Genomic DNA, 21,543 nt, shown 5'->3' on the forward strand with positions numbered 1-21,543 from the left:
GTCGGCTCCCCCTCCGTCGTCATCTGCCGAACAGCTCGAACGCCACCGCGGGCCTGCCCCCGAACCGCTCCCCCGTCTGGACGGCGTGCCCCGTCAGGAATTCCCGTACGTACGTCTCCGGGTCCGCGTTGGTCAACGCCTGGATGTACGTGCGGTGTTCGAGCAGCGAGCGCACCGCCCGCTCCAGTCCCGGTGTGGCGTCCACGGCGTGCGTGGGGGCGCTGGAACCGGCGACGGCGACCCAGCGGACGCCGTTCCAGGGCTGAAGGCCCTGCTCGACGAGTTCCGGGAAGATCCAGCGGTTGCCCGCGTCGCCGGCCGCGTCCAGGGTGGCGCGGCCGACGGCGACATGGTCGGGGGTGTTCCAGGCGACGCCGCCCCAGGTGTCCCGGTGGTTGAGGGTGATCACCAGTTCGGGCCGGTGCCGGCGGATCGCGGCGGCGATGTCCCTGCGCAGGGCGGTGCCGTACTCGATCACACCGTCCTTGTGGTCGAGGAACTCCACCGCCGACACGCCCACGACGGCCGCGCTCGCCCGCTGCTCCCGCTCCCGCAGCGGGCCGCACTCGGCGGGCTCCAGCGTGTCGATGCCCGCCTCGCCGCGGCTCGCGAGGACGTAGGCGACCTCGCGGCCGGCGTCGGTCCAGGCGGCGATCGCGGCGGAGCAGCCGTACTCGAGGTCGTCCGGGTGCGCCACGACCGCGAGGGCGCGCTGCCAGTCGTCGGGCATGGGCTGGAGCTGAGTGATCGTCGGCTCGGTCATGTTCCGCAGACTAGCCCGCGCCCATGACATCCCAGAGCCGGATCACACCTCGTCCCGCGTCAGCGCCAGCAGCCGGTCCAGGACGCGGGGGCCGCCCGCCCGTACGCCGTCGTGCTCGAACTCGTCGGTGACCCAGGTGCGCAGGCCGCGGATCGCACGGGCCGTCTCCAGGGAGTGGGCTGTGTCGACGTACATGTCGTCGTGGTAGACGGCCGCAGCGACCGGCACTTCGTTGGCCGCGAGGCGGGTGGGGTCGTACAGGGGCTGCCAGTCGGTGCGGGCGGCGAGGAGGTCGGCGGTCTCGCGCAGCGGGCGCAGGGCCGGGTCGCAGTCGAACGTCCAGGGGTGGACCGACTCGCCGGTGAACAGCAGCGGGCCGTCGCCGGTGAGGGTCTTGGCGGCGTCGAACTGCGGGAACTCGGTGCGGACGCGCTCGGCCGACCAGGCGGTGGGGCGCTCGTCCTGGCCGTAGATCGCCTCGTGGACGAGGGCGTACAGGGGGTGGCTCGCGTACGACAGGAGTCCCTGGACCTCTTCCTGGAACGCGTCGGCGAGGGTCGGGCCCTGGGGGGTGCGGACGAAAGCGTGCTCCAGGAGGTAGTGCAGGCGATGGCTGCCCTCGCCGCCGCCGAGGAGGTTGCCGAGGGACTGGAAGGCCTCGGCGGTGAGCCGGTAGCCGTTCGGCAGGACCGGTGCGTGGTGCAGCAGGTACTCGGCGATGTTCCGGGCGCGCTCGACGTCCTGCGGGTAGCGGGCGTAGTGCGCGGTGACCTTGCGTTCGACACGGGGGTAGGCGGCCCGGTAGACGTCGTCGGCGTGGGCGTCCAGCGAGGGCAGGCCGCCGGTGATCACGGCGGCGCTGAGGCCTTCGGGGGCGGTGGAGAGGTAGCTCACCGTGCAGAAGCCGCCGAAGCTCTGGCCGAGGACGGTCCAGGGGGCGCCGCCGGTGACGGACGGGCGGATCGCCTCGCAGTCGCGGACGATCGCGTCGGCACGGAAGTGGGTCAGGTAGGCGGCCTGTTGGGCGGGGCCGCCACGCAGCGGGAGCGTCTGCCGGTTGGCGGGCGTGGAGTGGCCGGTGCCGCGCTGGTCGAGCAGCAGGACGCGGAACTCCTTCAGGGCACGGCCGAGCCAGGCCTGCTTGCCGACGAAGCGGTTCGCCCCGAAGCCGGGGCCGCCCTGGAGGTAGAGCAGCCACGGCAGGTCCTGGTGCGCCTTGTCGCTCGCGACGACCTCGCGGGCGTAGAGCTCGATCGTCTCCCCCGCCGGGTCGTCGTGGTCGAGGGGCACGGTGAAGTGGCGGTCGGTGAGGACGACGCCGGGCTGGCGGTAGCTGACGGTCAACGGGGCTCCCGGTGCGGACGGACTGCTGGCCGCGTCCCAGTTCAGCACATGTCCGGCGGGCTGCCATGTCCGGGGATCACGTACGCCCGCTGAACGGCGGCACAGCAGGGCGGCCGACAGCTGCTGAACGCCGGCTCAGTAGGCCGCTCCTTCTGCGGCGGCTCAGCGGGCCGACAGGCTGGAGCGCCGTACCACCAGTTCGGGCTGGAGCACGACCCGGCGGTGCTCGTGCTTGCGCGGCGAGCTCTCCGCCTCGGTCTCCTCCAGCAGGAGCTCCGCGGCCAGCGCGCCCATGGTGACGGCGGGCTGCCGGACCGAGGTGAGCGGGACGGCCGCGGCGGCCGCGAACTCGATGTCGTCGTAGCCGACGATCGCGAGGTCTTCCGGGACACCGACGCCGGCCGCGTACATGGCCTGCAGGACGCCCAGGGCGAGCAGGTCGTTGGCGCAGAACACGGCGGTCGGCCGGTCGGCGAGGCCGAGGAGGCGGGCACCGGCGTCCCGGCCGGCGGCCACGTCGAGCCGTTCGGTGGGCAGCTCGCGCAGGCACTCCGGGCCGAGCCCCGCCTCGGCCAGGGCGTTCAGGGCGCCCGTTCGGCGGTCCCTGACCTGGTTGAGGCCGGGCGGGCCGCTGACGTACGCGATGGAGCGGTGCCCGGCATCGACGAGGTGGCGTACGGCCAGCGCGCCGCCCGCCACGTCGTCGACGGAGACCGAGCACTCGGTGGTGCCCTCGGCGACCCGGTCGACGAGGACGAAGGGAATGCCGTGCCGCCGGAACGATTCGATGTTGCGGCCCGTCGCGTCGGCGGGGGTCAGCAGCACGCCCCGCACCCGCTGCTCGACGAAGAGCGACAGGTACTCGGCCTCCTCGCTCGGGTTCTGGGCGCTGTTGCAGACCATCACGCCGAGCTGGGCCTCGCGCGCGGCCCGTTCGGCACCGCGCGCGACGTCGACGAAGAAGGGGTTGCCCATGTCGAGCACGAGCAGGCCCATGATCCGGCTGCGGCCCGCGCGCAGCTGGCGCGCGGACTCGCTGCGGACGTAGCCCAGCCGGTCTATCGCGGACAGCACCCGCGCCCGGGTCTCGGTCGCGACCGTGTCCGGACGGTTGATGACGTTCGAGACCGTGCCGACGGAGACTCCGGCGACACGGGCGACGTCCTTGATACCCACCGACTGGGACATCAGGCAGGTACCTCCAGGGTGGCGACAGGTGGCCGGAAGGCCTTCACATTACCGTCCTTCTTCACGCATCAGGCCCGGTCACGCGGGCAACGCGAAGTCGACGACGCGGAGCGCCGAGGGGGTCGTGCCGCTCGACTTCTCCTGGTACATGACCGACAGGACGTTGTCGGCCTTGACCCTCATCTCGTCGATCACGACCTCGCCGAAGGCGTTGAGGCCGCTGCCGTCGAACAGGAGCTTCCAGTCGGTGTATCCGGAGGCCGCCGAGGCGCCGGCGATCCGGCCGAAGGGGAAGATCGCGTAGGCGTTGTTGTACTTGTCCAGGACCAGCTTGGTGCGCTGGCTGGAGTTCAGCGGGACCGGGATCTCGGTCTTCTGCCAGGTGCCGGAGGCGTTCTTGCGGACGTGGAAGGCGCGGCCGTTCGCGGTGCGATTGGCCACGTAGTTGGTGGTGCACTGGCCGAAGCGGCCGGGGACGTAGGAGATGATCGCGTGCGGGCGGCCGGCGGAGTCGGTGGCCTGGCTCTCCTGGTTCATCAGGGAGTGGTCGGGGTTGAGCGGGTCGACCACGAGGCCGCTGTCGTTGACGGACACCTTGTCGGAGCCGCCGGTGGTGCCGACGGCCGTGCCCGCGTTGTTGCGCCAGGTCCGGCCCCGGTCGTCGGAGTAGACGTAGCCGGTGTCGTGGTTGGTGATGCCGCCGCTGTTGCACATCACGGCGCCGTTCTGCTCGCGCCAGGTGAAGAAGGAGTGCAGCCGTCCGTTGACGTCGTAGTCGATGCCGTGCAGGTACATGTTGCGGGCCGTGCTGGAACCGTGCTCGCTGGTGTAGGTGCCGGTGGAGCTGGACCACTCGCCGAGGTTGGTCCACTTGGTGCCGTCATACTCGGCGAGGGCGTTGCGGCCGTTGCCGGAGATCGCGACGCGGTAGCTGAGCTGGAGCCGGCCCTCGGGGGTCGAGATGAACTGGGGGTAGGTGAACTGCGAGGTGAGCACGAGTCCGTCGAGGGTGGACTGCGGTGCGCCGAAGCGGCTCGCGGTCCAGCTCAGCCCGGCCGGGTTGTCCAGGAGGCCGGCCACCGACTTGACGTAGGTGAAGCCGTCGCTGTGCGAGTCCATGTTGAGGTGGAGGCGGCCGTCCACCTTGGAGACGCCCATGGAGATGACGTTGTGGGAGTCGTTGTAGCGGAGCGTGTGGCCGACCTTGACGGTGGCCCAGGTGCTCGCGCCGAGTGCGCGGCGGCCGACGACGGCGTTGCGGTCGGCGGTGTACCAGGCGGCGTACTGGTAGCCCTTGTAGGTCAGCAGGCCGTTCTTCTGGAAGGAGTTGTTGTTGACCAGGCCGTCGTACGACACGAAGAAGATGGCCTGGCTGTCGAGCGTGGTGGTGGTCCTCCGGGTGACCGAAGGGCCGGGGTCGGCGGCCCGGGCGGTGCCGGAGGCGAAGGCGGGGGTCATCACGGCTCCAGCGAGGGCGGCGCCCAGCAGCGTACGTCTCTTCATCTCGGGGGACTCCATTGTCGGCGAGGGGGCAGCACGGGAGGGGTGTCAGGCGAGGTGGAACACCTCGGTGAGCGGTTTCATCGCCTCGTCGGGGCGGGCCCCGTCGAGGGATTCGAAGAAGGGGCCCATCTCGGCCTGCCAGCGGGCGTTGACCTCGGTGGCCTCCATCCCTGCCTTGGCGGCCTCGAAGTCCTCGGTCTCCAGGTAGCCGACGAGCAGGCCGTCGTCGCGCAGGAAGAGCGAGTAGTTGTGCCAACCGGTGGCCGAAAGTGCCTCAAGCATCTCCGGCCACACGGCGGCGTGGCGTTCGCGGTACTCGGCGATCCTGTCCTGACGGACCTTGAGCAGGAAACAGACGCGCTGCATGAAGTACCGCACCTCCGTGGGGGTCGGGGAAAATCGACTGGCAGATGCTGGTGATCAGAAGTTGAACTGGTCGATGTTCTTGGCGTCGAAGACGGTCGGCTTGCCGAGGCTGATCACGCCGTCCTTGCCGATGGTGTACTCGCCCATGTCACCGGCGGTGAAGGTCTCGCCCTCCTTGCCGGTGATCTGGCCGGAGACCAGGGCGACGGCGGTACGGGCGGCCAGCTCACCGAGCTTCGCCGGGTCCCACAGCTCGAACGCCTCGACGGTGCCGTTCTTGACGTACTTGCGCATGTCGTTCGGGGTGCCGAGGCCGGTCAGCTTGACCTTGCCCTTGTACTTGGAGCCCGACAGGTACTGGGCGGCCGCCTTGATGCCGACCGTGGTCGGGGAGATGATCCCCTTCAGGTTCGGGTACTCCTGGAGCAGGCCCTGGGTCTGCTGGAAGGACTTCTGGGCGTCGTCGTCACCGTAGGCGACCTTGACGAGCTTGATGTCCTTGTACTTGGGGTCCTTGAGCTCCTCCTTCATGAAGTCGATCCAGATGTTCTGGTTCGTCGCGGTCTGCGCGGCGGACAGGATCGCGATCTCGCCCTTGTAGTCGATCTGTTCGGCGAGCAGCTGCACCTCGGTGCGGCCCAGGTCCTCGGCCGACGCCTGCGAGACGAAGGCGTTGCGGCAGTCGGCGGTGGTGTCGGAGTCGTAGGTGACAACCTTGATGTCGTTCTTCATCGCCTGCTTGAGCGCGGTGCACAGGGCGCCCGGGTCCTGCGCGGAGACGGCCATGGCGTCGACCTGCTGCTGGGTGAGCGTGTTGACGTAGGAGACCTGGCCGGCGGTGTCGGTGGCGCTGGACGGGCCGACCTCCTTGTAGCTGGAGCCCAGCTCCTTCAGGGCCGCCTCGCCGCCCTTGTCGGCGGAGGTGAAGTAGGGGTTGTTGACCTGCTTGGGCAGGAAGCCGACGGTCAGGCCCTTCTTCAGCTCGGCGTTGGGGTCCGCGGAACCGCCGGTGGCGGCGGAGGCGCCCTCGTTGCTGACGTCCTCCTTGGTGGTGCCGCCGCAGGCGGTGGCGGCCAGGGCGAGGGAGGTGACGGCGGCGAGGGCCGCGCAGGTACGGCGGATGGATGCCATGCGCATGTCTTTTCCTTACGAGGGTGAGTGGAGCTGTTGACGAGGTCGTCCGTGGCTGCCCTGGACCTATGAGGTCGGCGTGGGCTCCTTGGACACCGGCGCTGAGGCGGCTCTGCGCCCGGCCCTCGCGACGGAGATCTGGCGTGCGACCCGGGGGCCGAGCACGGAGAGGACGAGCAGAACGCCGGTGACGACGATCTGCGACTGGGCGGAGACGTCCTGGAGGCTCATCACGTTCTGCAGCGCGCCGAGCAGGAAGACTCCCGCGATCGCGCCGCCGAGCGTGCCCTTGCCGCCGTCGAAGTCGATACCGCCCAGCAATACCGCGGCGACGACGGAGAGTTCGAGGCCGGTGGCGTTGTCGTAGCGGGCGCTGGCGTAGTGCAGGGCCCAGAAGATGCCGGTGAGGGAGGCCATCAGGCCGGTCACCGTGAACAGGATCAGCTTCTGCCGCTTGACGCGGATGCCGGCGAACCGCGCGGCCTCCTCGCTGGCGCCGATCGCGAACAGCGACCGCCCGAACGGGGTGGCGTGCAGTGCGACCACGGCGATCGCGAACAGCACCAGGAAGGGCAGGAAGGCGTACGGGATGAAGGTGTCGCCGATGCGTCCGGCCGCGAAGTCCAGGTACTGGGTGGGGAAGTCGGTCACCGCGTCGGAGCCGAGCACGATCTGCGCGATGCCGCGGTAGGCGGCGAGGGTACCGATGGTGACGGCCAGCGACGGCAGCCCCAGCTTGGTCACCAGCAGACCGTTGATCAGCCCGCACACCACGCCGAGCACCAGGCAGATCGGGATGATCGTCTCGATCGTCATGCCCTGGTTCCACAGGGCGCCCATCACGGCACCGGACAGACCGGCCGTCGAGGCGACGGACAGGTCGATCTCGCCGGAGACGACGAGCAGGGTCATCGGCAGGGCGATGAGGGCGATCGGCAGTGTGTTGCCGATCAGGAACGACAGGTTGAGGGCGTTGCCGAAGCCGTCGACGGTGCCGAAGGACAGCAGCAGGACCACGATGAGGAGGGCGCCGACGACCGTGTCCCAGCGGATCGCTCGGCTCAGGGAGATGTCAGCCATGGCGGGCGTTCCTCTTCTTCAGGGCGGTGGCCACGCGAAGCGCGACGATCCGGTCGACCGCGATGGCGAGGATGAGCAGGATGCCGTTGATGGCGAGCACCCAGACCGAGCTGACGCCGAGCGCGGGCAGCACGCTGTTGATGGAGGTCAGCAGCAGGGCACCGAGGGCCGCGCCGTAGACGCTGCCGGAGCCGCCGGTGAAGACGACGCCGCCGACGACGACCGCGCTGACGACGGTGAGTTCGTAGCCGTTGCCGGTGCCGGAGTCGACGTTGCCGAAGCGGGCCAGGTACATGGCGCCGGCGAGCCCGGCCAGCGCACCGCAGAAGGTGTACGCGGTGAGGATCCGCTTGCGCACCGGGATGCCGGCGAGGCGGGCGGCCTCCGGGTTGGAGCCGAGGGCGTACAGCTCGCGTCCGCTGCCGAAGTGCTTGAGGTAGTACGCGGTCGCGACCAGGACGGCGAGAGCGATCAGCGCCAGCCACGGCACCGCGGAGATGCCGCCGGAGCCGAAGTCGACGAAGCCGTCCGGGAGGTCGGCCGCCGTGATCTGGCGGGAGCCGACCCAGATCGAGTCGATGCCGCGGATGATGTAGAGCGTGCCGAGCGTCACCACGAGCGCGGGCACCTGGCCGAGGCTGACCAGGAGGCCGTTCAGCAGACCGAAGCCGATGCCCATGAGGACCGCCAGGAGCACGGCGACGACCGGGTTGCCGCCGCCCTGGAGGTACGTGCCGGCGGCGAAGGCGCTGATGCCGAGCGTGGAGCCGACCGAGAGGTCGACGTTGCGGCTGATGACGACCAGGGACTGGCCGGTGGCGACCAGGACCAGGATCGTCGCGTTCAGCAGCAGGTCCTTGATGCCTTGCTCGGTGAGGAACTCGCTGTTGCCGATCTGCGTGATGATGATCATCGCCGCGAAGACGAACAGGATCGCGAGCTCGCGCATCTTGAAGACGCGGTCGACCAGGCGGGTGCCGCTGGACTTGGGCACGTCGGTGACAGGGGCCTTGTTGGGAGTGATCACCGTCATGCGGCGGCCCTCCCGGTGGCTGCGGCCATCACGGTTTCCTCGGTGGCTTCGGAGCGCGCGATCTCGGCAGTCAGGCGGCCCTCGTGCATCACGAGCACGCGGTCGGCCATGCCGAGGATCTCGGGCAGGTCGGAGGAGATCATCAGGACGGCGACCCCGTCGGCGGCCAGCTGGCTGAGCAGCCGGTGCACCTCGGCCTTGGTGCCGACGTCGATGCCCCGGGTCGGCTCGTCGACGATCAGCACCTTGGGGCCGGTGGCGAGCCACTTGGCGAGGACGACCTTCTGCTGGTTGCCGCCGGACAGCGTGTTGACGGTGTCAGCGATCCGGGCGTACTTGACCTGGAGCTTGACGGCCCAGTCGAGGGAGCGGCTGCGTTCGGCGCCGCGGTCCATGAGGCCGGCCCTGACGGTCGTCCGAAGGCCTGTGAGGCCGATGTTGCGCTCGATGGACATGTCCATCACCAGGCCCTGGGCGCGGCGGTCCTCGGGGACGAGGGCGAGCCCGGATGCCATGGCGGTGGAGGGCGCCCCGTTGATGAGCTTGCGCCCGTCCACCTCGACCTCACCGGCGTCCCAGCGGTCGATGCCGAAGACGGCCCGGGCGACCTCCGTACGGCCGGCTCCGACGAGCCCGGCGAGACCTACGATCTCACCGTGCCGCACGTCGAAGGACACGTCGGTGAAGACGCCCTCCCGGGTCAGCCGCCGCACGCTCAGGGCGACCTCTCCGGGCTTGACCTCCTGCTTCGGATACAGCTCGTCGAGGTCGCGGCCGACCATGCGGCGCACGAGATCGTCCTCGGCCATGCCCTCGATCGGCTCGCTGGCGATCCAGGCGCCGTCGCGCAGGGTGGTCACCCGCTGGCAGATCTGGAAGATCTCCTCGAGGCGGTGCGAGATGAAGAGAACGGCGGCGCCCTGTTCGCGCAGGGTGCGTACGACGCCGAAGAGCCGGGCGACCTCGCTTCCGGTGAGGGCGGCCGTCGGCTCGTCCATGATCAGGACGCGGGCGTCGAAGGAGAGGGCCTTGGCGATCTCGACGATCTGCTGGTCGGCGATCGACAGGCCGCGGGCGGGACGGTCGGGGTCGAGTTCGACACCGAGGCGCTGCATCAGGGCCAGGGTCGCGGTGTGCGTGGCCTTGTGGTCGATGCGGCCGAGGGCGCGCCGGGGCTGGCGGCCCATGAAGATGTTCTCGGCGATCGACAGGTCGGGGAAGAGCGTGGGCTCCTGGTAGATCACGGCGATACCGGCGTCGCGGGCGTCGCCCGGGCCGTGGAAGACGACGGGCTCGCCTTCGAACAGCACCTGGCCGGCGTCCGGTCGGTGCACCCCGGCGAGCGTCTTGATGAGGGTCGACTTGCCCGCGCCGTTCTCACCGGCGAGGGCATGGACCTCGCCGGGGAACAGCTCCAGGGACACGTCCCGCAGGGCGCGCACCGCTCCGAAGGACTTCGAAACGTCCTTGAGCGACAACACCGGGGCCGGACCCGCTTCGGACGGGTGGGTCATGAGGGGCTCCTCGACGACGCCGGCGGAAGGCCGTCTCGGCGTCGTGAAAGGTTTCAACTTGGTTGCCGGGACGTTAGGCGTGCCAGCCATGGCACGTCAATGGGTCCGGGTCGAAAAACTTTCGACAGGCGTTTGATAGGCAAAGGTCACGGTCAGAGCACGGAAGTCGGGTGGGAGGCGGGGTTTGCCGGAACTCTTGACACCCCTGCGGACGCCCCATAGCTTCGCGCTTTGAATCGATTCATACGAAGGAGCCCCCAAGTGACCGAGCTCGCTGCGGTGAAGGCCGCTCTCAAGACCCAGGCAGTCGAGACGCCGTCGTGGGCGTACGGGAACTCGGGCACCCGCTTCAAGGTGTTCGCGCAGGCGGGTGTCCCCCGGAACCCGTGGGAGAAGCTGGCGGACGCGGCCAAGGTGCACGAGTTCACCGGCGTGGCCCCGACGGTCGCGCTGCACATCCCCTGGGACAAGGTCGAGGACTACGCGGCGCTGGCGAAGTACGCCGAGGACCACGGCGTGAAGCTGGGCGCGATCAATTCGAACACGTTCCAGGACGACGACTACAAGCTGGGCAGCATCTGTCACGCGGACGCGGCGGTACGGCGCAAGGCGCTGGATCACCTGCTGGAGTGCGTCGACATCATGGACGCCACCGGGTCGCGAGATCTGAAGCTGTGGTTCGCCGACGGCACGAACTATCCGGGGCAGGACGACATCCGGGAGCGCCAGGACCGGCTCGCGGAGGGCCTGGCGGAGGTGTACGAGCGGTTGGGCGACGGGCAGCGGATGCTGCTGGAGTACAAGTTCTTCGAGCCGGCCTTCTACACGACCGATGTGCCGGACTGGGGCACCGCGTACGCCCACTGCCTCAAGCTCGGCGAGAAGGCGCAGGTCGTGGTCGACACCGGGCACCACGCTCCCGGCACCAACATCGAGTTCATCGTCGCCACGCTGCTGCGGGAGGGGAAGCTCGGTGGGTTCGACTTCAACTCGCGGTTCTACGCCGATGACGACCTGATGGTCGGGGCCGCGGATCCGTTCCAGCTGTTCCGGATCATGTACGAGGTCATCCGCGGCGGTGGCTTCGCCCCTGAGGTCGCCTTCATGCTCGACCAGTGTCACAACATCGAGGCGAAGATTCCGGCGATCATCCGGTCGGTGATGAACGTGCAGGAGGCCACGGCGAAGGCGCTGCTCGTCGATAGGGAGGCGTTGGTTGTGGCTCAGCGCTCGGGGGACGTGCTGGGTGCGAACGCCGTGATCATGGACGCGTACAACACCGATGTACGACCGCTGCTGGCCGAGGTGCGCGAGGAGATGGGGTTGGATGCCGACCCGATCGCCGCGTACGCCCGTTCCGGGTGGGCCTCGAAGATCGCCGAGGAGCGGGTGGGCGGTCAGCAGGCCGGTTGGGGGGCGTGAGCGTCTGCCCGGATCTGTCGTCTGCGGGCTGCGGGCCGTCTGTGGCTGGCCGCGCAGTTCCCCGCGCCCCTGAAGCTCCACTCACCCTTTTTCACGTAAGGACTGAAGGTTCATGGCACCCCACCCCGAAGCCGCCGCCCTCCTCGCCCGTTCCCATCGGCTCGGCGCCGATCCCCGTAACACCAACTACGCCGGCGGCAACGCGTCCGCCAAGGGCACCGACACCGATCCCGTCACCGGCGGTGACGTCGAGTTGATGTGGGTGAAGGGGTCCGGGGGCGACCTCGGCACGCTGACCGAGGCCGGGCTGGCCGTGTTGCGGCTGGACCGGCTGCGGGCGATGAAGGGCGTCTATCCGGGCGTCGAGCGCGAGGACGAGATGGTCGCCGCCTTCGACTACTGCCTGCACGGCAAGGGCGGTGCGGCTCCCTCCATCGACACGGCGATGCACGGGCTGGTGGAGGCCGCGCACGTCGACCATCTGCACCCCGACTCCGGCATCGCGCTGGCCTGCGCGGCCGACGGGGAGAAGCTGACCGCCGAGTGCTTCGGCGACTCGGTGGTATGGGTGCCCTGGCGGCGGCCCGGTTTCCAGCTCGGGCTGGACATCGCGGCGGTCAAGGAGGCCAACCCGCAGGCGATCGGGTGCGTCCTCGGCGGCCATGGGATCACCGCCTGGGGTGACACGTCCGAGGAGTGCGAGCGCAACTCGCTGCACATCATCCGCACCGCGGAGGCGTTCCTCGCCGAGCGCGGGAAGGCCGAGCCCTTCGGCCCGGTCATCGAGGGGTACGCGGCCCTCGGTGCCGCCGAGCGCCGGGAGCGGGCCGCCGCTCTCGCCCCCGTGATCCGGTCACTGGCCTCCCAGGACCGCCCGCAGGTCGGCCACTTCACCGACTCCGAGGTCGTCCTCGACTTCCTCGCCAGCGCCGAGCACCCGCGCCTCGCGGCCCTCGGCACCTCCTGCCCCGACCACTTCCTGCGGACGAAGGTCAGGCCCCTGGTCCTCGACCTGCCACCGACGGCTCCGCTGGACGAGGTGATCGCGCGCCTGAAGGAGCTGCACGCCGAGTACCGCGAGGAGTACGCCGCCTACTACCAGCGGCACGCCGAGCCCGACTCCCCCGCGATGCGCGGCGCCGACCCGGCGATCGTGCTCGTGCCGGGCGTGGGCATGTTCTCCTTCGGCAAGGACAAGCAGACCGCCCGGGTGGCCGGCGAGTTCTATGTCAACGCGATCAACGTGATGCGCGGGGCCGAGGCGGTCTCGACGTACGCGCCGATCGAGGAGTCGGAGAAGTTCCGCATCGAGTACTGGGCGCTGGAGGAGGCCAAGCTCCAGCGGATGCCCAAGCCCAAGCCGCTGGCGACGCGCATCGCGCTCGTCACGGGCGCGGGCAGCGGGATCGGCAAGGCCATCGCGCAGCGGCTGTCCGCCGAGGGCGCGTGTGTCGTGATCGCGGACCTCGACGCCGGCAACGCCCAGGCTGTCGCCGAGGAGCTCGGCGGGCCCGACAAGGCCGTCGCCGTGACCGTCGACGTGACGTCCGAGGAGCAGATCGCCGATGCCTTCAAGGCGGCGGCACTGGCCTTCGGCGGCGTGGACCTGGTGGTCAACAACGCCGGGATCTCCATCTCCAAGCCGCTGCTGGAGACCTCCGCGAAGGACTGGGACCTCCAGCACGACATCATGGCGCGCGGCTCCTTCCTCGTCTCGCGCGAGGCGGCCCGGGTGATGATCGCGCAGGGGCTGGGCGGCGACATCGTCTACATCGCCTCGAAGAACGCCGTGTTCGCCGGGCCCAACAACATCGCCTACTCCGCGACCAAGGCCGACCAGGCCCATCAGGTGCGGCTGCTGGCCGCCGAGCTGGGTGAGCACGGCATTCGCGTCAACGGGGTCAACCCGGACGGCGTCGTGCGCGGCTCCGGGATCTTCGCGGGCGGCTGGGGCGCCCAGCGGGCGGCCGTGTACGGCGTGCCGGAGGAGAAGCTGGGCGAGTTCTACGCCCAGCGGACCATCCTCAAGCGCGAGGTGCTGCCCGACCACGTGGCCAACGCGGTCTTCGCGCTGACCGGCGGGGAGCTGACGCACACCACCGGTCTGCACGTCCCGGTCGACGCCGGCGTCGCGGCCGCCTTCCTGCGGTGACGGGCGTGAAGTCGTACGCCGCGGTCGACCTGGGCGCGTCCAGCGGGCGTGTCATGGTCGGCCGCGTCGGCCCCGACAGCCTGGAGCTGACCGAGGCGCACCGCTTCCCCAACCGGCCGGTCCGGGTACCCGAAGGACTGCGCTGGGACGTGCTCTCGCTGTACGGAGGCGTCCTGGAGGGGCTGCGGGCGGCGGGGCAGGTCGACTCCGTCGGCATCGACAGCTGGGCCGTGGACTACGGCCTGCTCGACGCCGACGGGGCGCTGCTCGGCAACCCCGTGCACTACCGGGACTCCCGTACCGAGGGGATCGCGGAGAAGGTGTGGGCGACGGTGCCCGCCGACGAGCTGTACGCGGCGACCGGGCTGCAGTACGCGCCCTTCAACACGCTGTACCAGCTCGTCGCGGCGCGGTCGTCGGCTCAACTGCCGTATGCCGAGCGCTTGTTGCTCATTCCCGACCTGCTGACGTACTGGCTCACGGGCGAGCAGGGCACCGAGCTGACCAACGCCTCCACCACCCAGCTGATCGACCCCCGCACGCGCACGTGGTCGTCCGCCGTCGCCTCCCGGCTCGGCATCGACCTCGGCCTGTTCGCTCCGCTGCGGCAGCCCGGCGACCCGGCGGGCGTACTGCGGCCGGAGGTGCTGGAGGAGACCGGGCTGGCCGGACCGGTCCCGGTGACGACGGTCGGTTCGCACGACACCGCCTCCGCGGTGGCGGCCGTCCCGGCGGGGGGCGAGCGGTTCGCGTACATCTGCACCGGCACCTGGTCCCTGGCGGGCCTGGAGCTGGACGCGCCGGTGCTGACGGAGGAGAGCCGCCGGGCCAACTTCACCAACGAGCTGGGGCTGGACGGCACGATCCGGTATCTGCGCAACATCATGGGCCTGTGGCTGCTCCAGGAGTGCGTACGGGCCTGGGGGGACCCCGAGCTGGGCGGGCTGCTGCTCGACGCGGCCAAGGTGCCGGCGCTGCGGTCGGTCGTGGACGCGGGCGACGCGGCGTTCCTGGCGCCGGGCCGGATGCCGGAGCGGATCGCCAAGGCCTGCCGTGCCTCGGGGCAGCCGGTGCCCGAGTCCCCCGCCGAGGTCACGCGCTGCATCCTCGACTCCCTCGCCCTGGCCCACCGCAGGGCCGTCGAGGAGGCGCAGCGCCTGGCCGACCACCCCGTCGATGTCGTGTACGTCGTCGGCGGCGGCACCCGCAACGCCCTGCTGTGCCAGCTGACCGCCGACGCCTGCGGGCTGCCGGTCGTCGCGGGCCCGACGGAGGCCGCCGCCCTCGGCAACGTCCTGGTCCAGGCCCGGGCCCACGGGCTCGTCGGCGACCTGGCGGGGATGCGCGGACTGCTCACCCGTACGCAGCCGCTGACGCGGTACGAGCCACAGGGCGACACGGCCCGGTGGCGCGAGGCGCAGGCGCGGCTCGCCGTGGGGTGACGGGGACTCCCCCGGGCCACTGGCCCGGACTAGGCTGCACTCATCCGATGATCGAACCACTAGGAGCCGCGATGCGTGTCGCCCTGTTCCTGACCTGTGTCAACGACACGCTCTATCCGGACACCGGGCGCGCCATGGTGAAACTGCTGACCAGGCTGGGCGTCGAGGTCGACTTCCCGATGGCCCAGACCTGCTGCGGACAGGCGCACTACAACACCGGCTACCGGCATGAGGCGGAACCGCTGGCCCGGCATTTCTCCGACGTCTTCGGGGACTACGAGGCGATCGTGACGCCGTCCGGGTCGTGCGGGGCGATGGTGCGGGAGCTGTATCCGCGGATGGGTGAGCGGGCCCGGGCCGAGGGGCGCGGGGACACGCTCGCGGCCACCTTGGCGCCGGTCGTGCCGAAGACGTACGAGCTCACGGAGTTCCTGGTGGACGTGCTGGGGGTGACGGACGTCGGGGCCTGCTATCCGCACACGGTGACGTACCACCCGACCTGCCACGGGCTGCGTGGGCTGGGCCTCGGCGACCGCCCCCGCCGGCTGCTCCAGGCCGTGAAGGGGCTGGAGCTGGTGGAGTTGCCGGGGGCCGACGAGTGCTGTGGCTTCGGCGGCACCTTCGCCCTGAAGAACTCCGATGTCTCGGCGGCGATGGGCGCCGACAAGGTGCGCAACGCCGAGTCGACCGGCGCGGAGGTGCTGTGCGCGGCCGACAACTCCTGTCTGATGCACATCGGCGGGACGATGACCAGGCTCAAGACGGGCATGCGGCCGGTGCACATCGCGGAGATCCTGGCGAGCACGGAGGAGGAACCGGCGGCATGAGCGGCACGTTCGTAGGAATGCCGGCCTTCCCGAAGGCCGCGCACGAGGCGGTCAACAACCAGACACTGCGCGGGAATCTGCGCCACGCCACGCACACGATCCGCGCCAAGCGGGCGAAGGCCGTCACCGAGGTCTCCGACTGGGCCGCGCTGCGGGATGCGGGCAAACGGATCAAGGACCACACACTCCATCACCTCGACCGCTACCTCGTGCAGTTGGAGGAATCGGTGACGGCGGCTGGCGGCACCGTCCACTGGGCCGCCGACGCCGACGAGGCCAACCGGATCGTGACCGAACTCGTCCGGCAGACGGGCGAGTCGGAGGTCGTCAAGGTCAAGTCGATGGCCACCCAGGAGATCGGGCTCAACGAGGCGCTGGAGGCGGAGGGCATCCGGGCCTACGAGACCGATCTCGCCGAGCTGATCGTGCAGTTGGGCAAGGACCGGCCCTCGCACATCCTCGTCCCGGCGATCCACCGCAACCGGGGCGAGATCCGGGACATCTTCGCGCGCGAGATGAGCGAGTGGGGGCGCCCGGCGCCCGAGGGCCTCACCGACACGCCCGCCGAACTCGCCGAGGCCGCCCGTCTCCACCTGCGCGAGAAGTTCCTGCGCGCCAAGGTCGGCATCTCCGGTGCCAACTTCATGGTCGCCGAGACCGGCACGCTGGTCGTCGTGGAGTCCGAGGGCAACGGGCGGATGTGCCTCACCCTCCCCGAGACCCTCATCTCGGTCGTCGGCATCGAGAAGATCGTGCCGACCTGGCGGGACCTGGAGGTGTTCCTGCAGACACTCCCCCGTTCCTCGACGGCCGAGCGCATGAACCCGTACACGTCGACCTGGACGGGTACGACGGACGAGGACGGCCCGCAGACCTTCCACCTGGTCCTGCTCGACAACGGCCGCACCGACACCCTCGCCGACGAGGTCGGCCGCCAGGCCCTGCGCTGCATCCGCTGCTCGGCGTGTCTCAACGTCTGCCCGGTGTACGAGCGGGCCGGCGGCCACGCCTACGGCTCGGTCTACCCGGGTCCGATCGGCGCGATCCTCAGTCCCCAACTGCGGGGCACGGCAAGCGAGATCGACGCCTCGCTGCCGTATGCCTCGTCGCTGTGCGGGGCCTGCTACGAGGTGTGCCCGGTCGCCATCGACATCCCCGAGGTGCTGGTGCACCTGCGGGAGCGGGTGGTGGAGGGCGGGCCGGTGACGCGGGAGGGCAACAAGGTGGTGCTCAAGCCGGCAAAGGGGCATGCCGCCGAGCGGGCGGCCATGCGCGCGGCACGCTGGGCGTTCACGCGCCCGGCCGCCCTGCGCACGGGCCAGCGGCTCGCGTCGCGCACCCGGCGCCTGCACCCCCGTACCCTCCCGGGCCCCGGCAGCGCGTGGAGCGGCACGCGGGACCTTCCCTCGGTGCCGGCGGAGCCGTTCCGCGACTGGTGGCAGCGCACACACGGCGGGAACGACGAGAAGGGGGCCGCGAAGTGAGCAGCAGGGAGCGGATCCTGGGCCGGGTGCGGCGCGCGCTCGCGGACGTACAGGACGACACGCCGTACGAACAGGCGGTTCCCCGCGACTATCTGCGCGAGCACGGTGACCGGAGTGTCGAGCAGACGGTGGACCTGCTGGCCGAGAACCTGGCGGACTACCGGGCGATCGTGCACCGCTGCACTGCCGCCGACCTGCCGGCGACGATCGCCGGGATGCTGGCCGCGCGGGGCGCGAAGACGGTGCTCGTCCCGCCGGGCCTGGATCCGCAGTGGCTCGCGGCGGCGGAGGCCGAGCGGGTCCCCGACCGGGCGGAGAGCAGCCCGCACGAGCTGGACCGGGTCGACAGCGTGATCACGGCGTGCGCGGTGGCCGTCGCCGAGACCGGCACGATCGTGCTGGACGGCTCGCCCGACCAGGGGCGCCGCCGTATCACCCTCGTCCCCGACCACCACGTCTGTGTCGTACGAGTCCCCGAGCAGGTCGTCTCGTCGATCCCCCAGGCCCTCGAACGCCTCGACCCGGCCCGCCCGTTGACCTGGATCTCCGGGCCCTCGGCGACCAGCGACATCGAGCTGGACCGGGTCGAGGGGGTGCACGGTCCGCGCATCCTGGAAGTGGTGCTGGTGAGCGGTCGGGCGAGCGACGCCGGCTCGTAGCGGCCGGACGGCAGCCGAGCAGCTCGCGGGGCACGCCGGGAATGCCGCCTTCAGTGTCCGTAGGCAGGCTCGACGCAGCCGCCCTCCATGTAGGGGCCGTGCGCCTCGATGGCGTTCTTCTGGCTCGGGACCAGCGTCCCCGTGACGCACACGCCGTCCAGGCCGATGACGAACTGGACGGTGTCGTCCACGGTCCGGAGCTGCTCGACCTCGTAGCCGTAGCCGAGGCGGGAGAGTTCGGTGTCGACCCGGACCTTGTCGACGGGGAAGTCCTTGAGCTTCTCGGTCAGCCGCTTCACGTGGGCCTCGCCACGGCAGACGGAGAGGCCCTTCAAGGGCAGGGCGCGCCGGTAGGCGTTGTTGTCCGCGTAGTTCGGGGGCTGGTCCCCCACCGCTTCCGTCGCGGGTGGCGAGGAGGTCTCTTCGCCCGTCGGCCGCGGTGCCGTCGTACCGCAGGCCGTGTCTTCCAGCTTCCGCAGCTCGGCGCTGATGTGCCGCGGCTGCTGCGACGACGACGCCGGGGCGGAGCCGCTCGGGCCGGAGGTCGTGGGCTGCGACCCGCCGTCGGCGCGGGTGCTTCCGCACCCGGTCAGGGTGAGGGCGACGGTGGCGGCCAGGGTCGCCACGGCGGTGCTTCTGTGCATCCGCCGAGTCGATCAGGACAGGGCCGGTCGAGCTGTGGCGGAGGCCATACCTCCGGTCACAGCCCGGTCACAGCTGCTTCAGGAGGAGCGTGGGCAGGGTCTCCTCCAGGATCGGCCGACGGGGCAGGGTGAGGCCGAAGTGCCGTTCGAGGACCTCCAGTGAGGTGCGGTGTACCTCACGGCGGTCCCGTTCGTGGTCGGGCAGTCCGGCGGCAGCCAGCCGTTCCTCGACGGCGGACGCCACCTCGGGGTCGCCCTCTACGCCGTCGTATCCCCAGGAGCCGTCCAGGTGCAGGTTGAACGCGCACATCAGACGTTCGTCGTGGCGGTAGGCGAACTGCGGGGGCACCGGCTTGCCGTTCTCTTCCTCGAACTCCAGGTGGAAGACGTGCGCACCACCACGGTCGATCAATGGTCCGCCGCCGAACTCGCCCTGCCAGCCGCCGTACTTGACCACGTACGCCCACTCGCCGATCTCCCCGTGGCGCAGGGCGATCCCCTGGAAGACGTCCCCGAAGAGGCCTTCCAGCACATCCTGCGCCTGGCGGCCGGTGAGCTCTCCGACGGAGCGGGGGCTCAGCTTTTGGCGGAACACGGTGTCGGCGACCCGCTTCGCGAGCGTCTCCGAGGCGAGGTCGCGGGCGATCACGACGCCGTAGCCGCCGTAGGCGATGGACTGGGGCTCGGCGAGCCAGGTCAATCCGTCAGTCATGGTGATCACCTTGCCGCATCGGGTCCCGGGGTGTCACTGAGTACACCCCCCGATACGGGTTCTGCGCCCAATGTGCCCCGGCCGCCGTCTCCGTAGCTTCTTGAGCGAGGCACACGGCGTGCCGGACGGAGAGTGATGACGATGTTTCGCACAGGCGCGCGACGCACCCACGACACGGGACCCGCCCCCGAAGCGCTGCGGCTGGTCAAGGTCAGCAAGACCTACGGGACGGACGACAGTGCCGTGACCGCTCTGGACGGGATCACGCTCTGCCTCGGCCGCGGCACCTTCACCGCGGTGATGGGGCCGTCGGGCTCGGGCAAGTCCACGCTGCTGCAGTGCGCGGCCGGGCTCGATCTGCCCGACAGCGGCATCGTGCGCGTGGACGGCTCGGAGTTGACGGGCGGCGGCGAGGCGGAGCTGGCGAAGTTCCGGCGCGGGCGGATCGGGTTCGTCTTCCAGCAGTACAACCTGCTCGACACACTGACCGTCGCCCAGAACACGGTGCTGCCGCTCAAGCTGGCCGGGCGGCGCGTCGACCGCGAGCGGACCCGGGAGGTGCTGACGGCCGTCGGTCTGGGCGACCGGCTCGGGCACCGCCCCGACCAGCTCTCCGGCGGTCAGCGGCAGCGGGTGGCGATCGCCCGTGCGCTGGTCACCGAGCCCCGGGTGATCTTCGCGGACGAGCCCACCGGCGCCCTCGACACGCGCTCCGCGCGGGGCGTGCTGCGACTGCTCCAGGACGCGGTGCGGGTGCACGGCCGGACCGTGGTGATGGTGACGCACGACCCGGTCGCCGCCTCCTACGCCGACTCCGTGCTGTTCCTGGCCGACGGGCGGCTGGCCGGGCGGATGGACGCGCCGACGCCGGACGCGGTCGCCGAGCGGCTGGCGCACCTGGGCGACGACATGATGGCGGGGGTGTGAGCGATGTTCGTACTGGCGATGCGGTCGATACGGCAACGGCCCGGGCGGTTCCTCGCGACGCTGCTGTCCGCCTTCCTGGGCGCGGCGATCATCATGACGTTCAACTCGATGCACGACACGGCCGCGCGGGACGGCGTCGACTCGGTGAGCGCCGAGACGCTGTCCACCGCGGCGGGCGTGGTCGGCGGCTACGGCACTCTGCTGGTGTTCTTCGCCATCGCCTCGACGCTGACGGTCAATGTGCGCCGGCGCAGCGCCGAGTTGGAGCTGCTGCGCTGCTCGGGGGCGACCCCGGCGCAGCTCAAGCGGATGGTCGTGGGTGAGGCGGTGGCCGTGGCTCTGGCGGGCGCCGTGCTGGCCATCGGCCCGGCGATGCTGGGCGGACGGGCACTGCTGGAGGTGTTCCAGGACAGCGGGCAGGTCGCGCGGTCCGTCGACCACTCCTTCGGTCCGATCGCACTGATGTCGGGCGTCGACATCACCCTGCTCGCGGCGGCGGGCGCCGCGTTCCTCGCCGTACGGCGGGCGACGCGCGGACGGCGGCAGCGGGGCGTGGCACGGCAGTTCTTCGCCTGCGCCGCTCTGGTGGCCGGCGCCGTGTCGGTGTCCTCCGCCTTCGCGTTCTCGGCGACGGACTCGGCGCTGATGGCGCCGCCGGCCTACGGGGCGATCCTGCTGTCGGTGGGCTTCGCGCTGCTGTCGCCGCGGCTGCTGAAGGGCCTGCTGGACCGGCTGCCGCTGACGGGTGCGAGCGGCTGGCTGGCGGTGCGCAATCTGCGCCGCCGGGCGGACCACCTCGCCGGGATCCTGATGTCGCTGATCCTGTTCACGGCGGTCGCCACGGCCACGCTGTACATGCAGGCGGTGGAGAGCGACGCCGTCGAGGCCTCGGGGCTGACCAAGTCGGTCGACGCCAAGAACCTGGAGACGCTGAACTTCACGGTCGTCGGCATCATCGTGGTCTTCGTCTGCGTCATGCTGGTCAACTCGCTGTACGCGGCGACCACGTACCGCGGCCGGGAGTTCGGGCAGCAGCGCCTGGCGGGGGCGACTCCGGGGCAGGTGCTCGGCATGGTGGGCGCCGAGGGGCTGATCCTGACAGTCACCGGTCTGTTCTTCGGCACGGTGGCCGCGCTGGCCGGGATCATCCCGTTCACCGTCGTGCGCACCGACTCGGTGCTGCCGCACCAGGGCCTGGGAATCTGGCTCGGGGTCGTGTCGATCGCGGCGGCGGCGACGCTGGGGACGAGCCTGGCCACGGCCCGGCGGGTGCTGCGGACTCCGGCCGTGGGGGCGGTCGCGGTGGCGGCGTGAGTACGACGACGAAGGGGCGGCCGAGTCGACGGCCGCCC

At 70.7% G+C, this 21,543-nt stretch carries 19 protein-coding genes; 8 read left to right on the forward strand and 11 right to left on the reverse strand.

The window, feature by feature from the left end; all coding sequences use genetic code 11:
• Positions 1-19: 19 nt before the first annotated feature.
• The 9 genes from ABT063_RS04680 to ABT063_RS04720 all read right to left on the reverse strand — a co-directional run bounded on the left by ABT063_RS04680 (position 20) and on the right by ABT063_RS04720 (position 9,922).
• Complete coding sequence (locus ABT063_RS04680; RefSeq protein WP_351055664.1) at positions 20-763, reverse strand: PIG-L deacetylase family protein; 744 nt, start codon at positions 761-763, stop codon at positions 20-22.
• A 42-nt stretch (positions 764-805) separates the two neighbouring features.
• Complete coding sequence (locus ABT063_RS04685; protein ID WP_351055665.1) at positions 806-2,107, reverse strand: alpha/beta fold hydrolase; 1,302 nt, start codon at positions 2,105-2,107, stop codon at positions 806-808.
• Between the two features lie 162 nt (positions 2,108-2,269).
• Positions 2,270-3,295 (reverse strand): LacI family DNA-binding transcriptional regulator, encoded by a 1,026-nt coding sequence (locus tag ABT063_RS04690; RefSeq protein WP_351055666.1) that lies wholly within the window; start codon positions 3,293-3,295, stop codon positions 2,270-2,272.
• Between the two features lie 78 nt (positions 3,296-3,373).
• Positions 3,374-4,798 (reverse strand): BNR repeat-containing protein, encoded by a 1,425-nt coding sequence (locus ABT063_RS04695; RefSeq protein WP_351055668.1) that lies wholly within the window; start codon positions 4,796-4,798, stop codon positions 3,374-3,376.
• Positions 4,799-4,843: 45 nt separating this feature from the next.
• Complete coding sequence (locus ABT063_RS04700; protein ID WP_351055669.1) at positions 4,844-5,164, reverse strand: L-rhamnose mutarotase; 321 nt, start codon at positions 5,162-5,164, stop codon at positions 4,844-4,846.
• Between the two features lie 54 nt (positions 5,165-5,218).
• The gene (rhaS, locus tag ABT063_RS04705; protein WP_351055670.1) at positions 5,219-6,301 is read right to left on the reverse strand and encodes a rhamnose ABC transporter substrate-binding protein; all 1,083 of its coding nucleotides are present in this window, start codon (positions 6,299-6,301) and stop codon (positions 5,219-5,221) included.
• Positions 6,302-6,361: 60 nt separating this feature from the next.
• Entirely contained in the window at positions 6,362-7,375 is a 1,014-nt protein-coding gene (locus ABT063_RS04710; protein WP_351055671.1) for an ABC transporter permease, read from the reverse strand.
• The gene (locus ABT063_RS04715; protein ID WP_351055673.1) at positions 7,368-8,408 is read right to left on the reverse strand and encodes an ABC transporter permease; all 1,041 of its coding nucleotides are present in this window, start codon (positions 8,406-8,408) and stop codon (positions 7,368-7,370) included. The genes ABT063_RS04710 and ABT063_RS04715 overlap by 8 nt, the downstream gene beginning before the upstream one ends.
• Positions 8,405-9,922, reverse strand: coding sequence for a sugar ABC transporter ATP-binding protein (locus tag ABT063_RS04720; protein WP_351055674.1), 1,518 nt, complete (start codon positions 9,920-9,922; stop codon positions 8,405-8,407). The genes ABT063_RS04715 and ABT063_RS04720 overlap by 4 nt, the downstream gene beginning before the upstream one ends.
• Before the next feature lie 261 nt (positions 9,923-10,183).
• On the opposite strand from ABT063_RS04720, the gene rhaI reads away from it, so the two are divergent.
• The 6 genes from rhaI to ABT063_RS04750 all read left to right on the forward strand — a co-directional run bounded on the left by rhaI (position 10,184) and on the right by ABT063_RS04750 (position 17,908).
• Positions 10,184-11,344 carry an L-rhamnose isomerase gene (gene rhaI, locus ABT063_RS04725; protein WP_351055676.1) on the forward strand — a complete coding sequence of 387 codons (1,161 nt, stop codon included), beginning with the start codon at positions 10,184-10,186 and terminating at the stop codon, positions 11,342-11,344.
• Between the two features lie 112 nt (positions 11,345-11,456).
• Complete coding sequence (locus ABT063_RS04730) at positions 11,457-13,496, forward strand: bifunctional aldolase/short-chain dehydrogenase (RefSeq protein ID WP_351055677.1); 2,040 nt, start codon at positions 11,457-11,459, stop codon at positions 13,494-13,496.
• Positions 13,497-13,501: 5 nt separating this feature from the next.
• Positions 13,502-14,938 carry a rhamnulokinase gene (locus ABT063_RS04735; protein ID WP_351055678.1) on the forward strand — a complete coding sequence of 479 codons (1,437 nt, stop codon included), beginning with the start codon at positions 13,502-13,504 and terminating at the stop codon, positions 14,936-14,938.
• Between the two features lie 71 nt (positions 14,939-15,009).
• Positions 15,010-15,765, forward strand: a complete 756-nt coding sequence (locus tag ABT063_RS04740) for a (Fe-S)-binding protein (RefSeq protein ID WP_351055679.1) — start codon at positions 15,010-15,012, stop codon at positions 15,763-15,765.
• Positions 15,762-17,249: a LutB/LldF family L-lactate oxidation iron-sulfur protein gene (locus tag ABT063_RS04745; protein WP_351055680.1), complete on the forward strand. Its 1,488-nt coding sequence runs from the start codon at positions 15,762-15,764 to the stop codon at positions 17,247-17,249. The genes ABT063_RS04740 and ABT063_RS04745 overlap by 4 nt, the downstream gene beginning before the upstream one ends.
• Positions 17,246-17,908, forward strand: a complete 663-nt coding sequence (locus tag ABT063_RS04750) for a LutC/YkgG family protein (RefSeq protein WP_351055681.1) — start codon at positions 17,246-17,248, stop codon at positions 17,906-17,908. The genes ABT063_RS04745 and ABT063_RS04750 overlap by 4 nt, the downstream gene beginning before the upstream one ends.
• A gap of 50 nt (positions 17,909-17,958) precedes the next feature.
• Here ABT063_RS04750 and ABT063_RS04755 read toward each other — a convergent pair whose 3' ends face one another.
• On the reverse strand, positions 17,959-18,552 hold the full coding sequence (locus tag ABT063_RS04755; RefSeq protein ID WP_351055682.1) for a hypothetical protein: 594 nt from the start codon (positions 18,550-18,552) through the stop codon (positions 17,959-17,961).
• 67 nt (positions 18,553-18,619) lie between these two features.
• On the reverse strand, positions 18,620-19,264 hold the full coding sequence (locus tag ABT063_RS04760; protein ID WP_351055683.1) for a hypothetical protein: 645 nt from the start codon (positions 19,262-19,264) through the stop codon (positions 18,620-18,622).
• 141 nt (positions 19,265-19,405) lie between these two features.
• On the opposite strand from ABT063_RS04760, the gene ABT063_RS04765 reads away from it, so the two are divergent.
• Together ABT063_RS04765 and ABT063_RS04770 are read left to right on the forward strand one after the other, a co-directional pair.
• Positions 19,406-20,191, forward strand: coding sequence for an ABC transporter ATP-binding protein (locus tag ABT063_RS04765; protein ID WP_351055717.1), 786 nt, complete (start codon positions 19,406-19,408; stop codon positions 20,189-20,191).
• 3 nt (positions 20,192-20,194) lie between these two features.
• Positions 20,195-21,505, forward strand: coding sequence for an FtsX-like permease family protein (locus ABT063_RS04770; RefSeq protein ID WP_351055684.1), 1,311 nt, complete (start codon positions 20,195-20,197; stop codon positions 21,503-21,505).
• Positions 21,506-21,543 lie beyond the last annotated feature (38 nt).

The sequence above is a fragment of the Streptomyces sp. NPDC002838 genome (genome assembly GCF_040295365.1).
GTDB lineage: Bacteria > Actinomycetota > Actinomycetes > Streptomycetales > Streptomycetaceae > Streptomyces.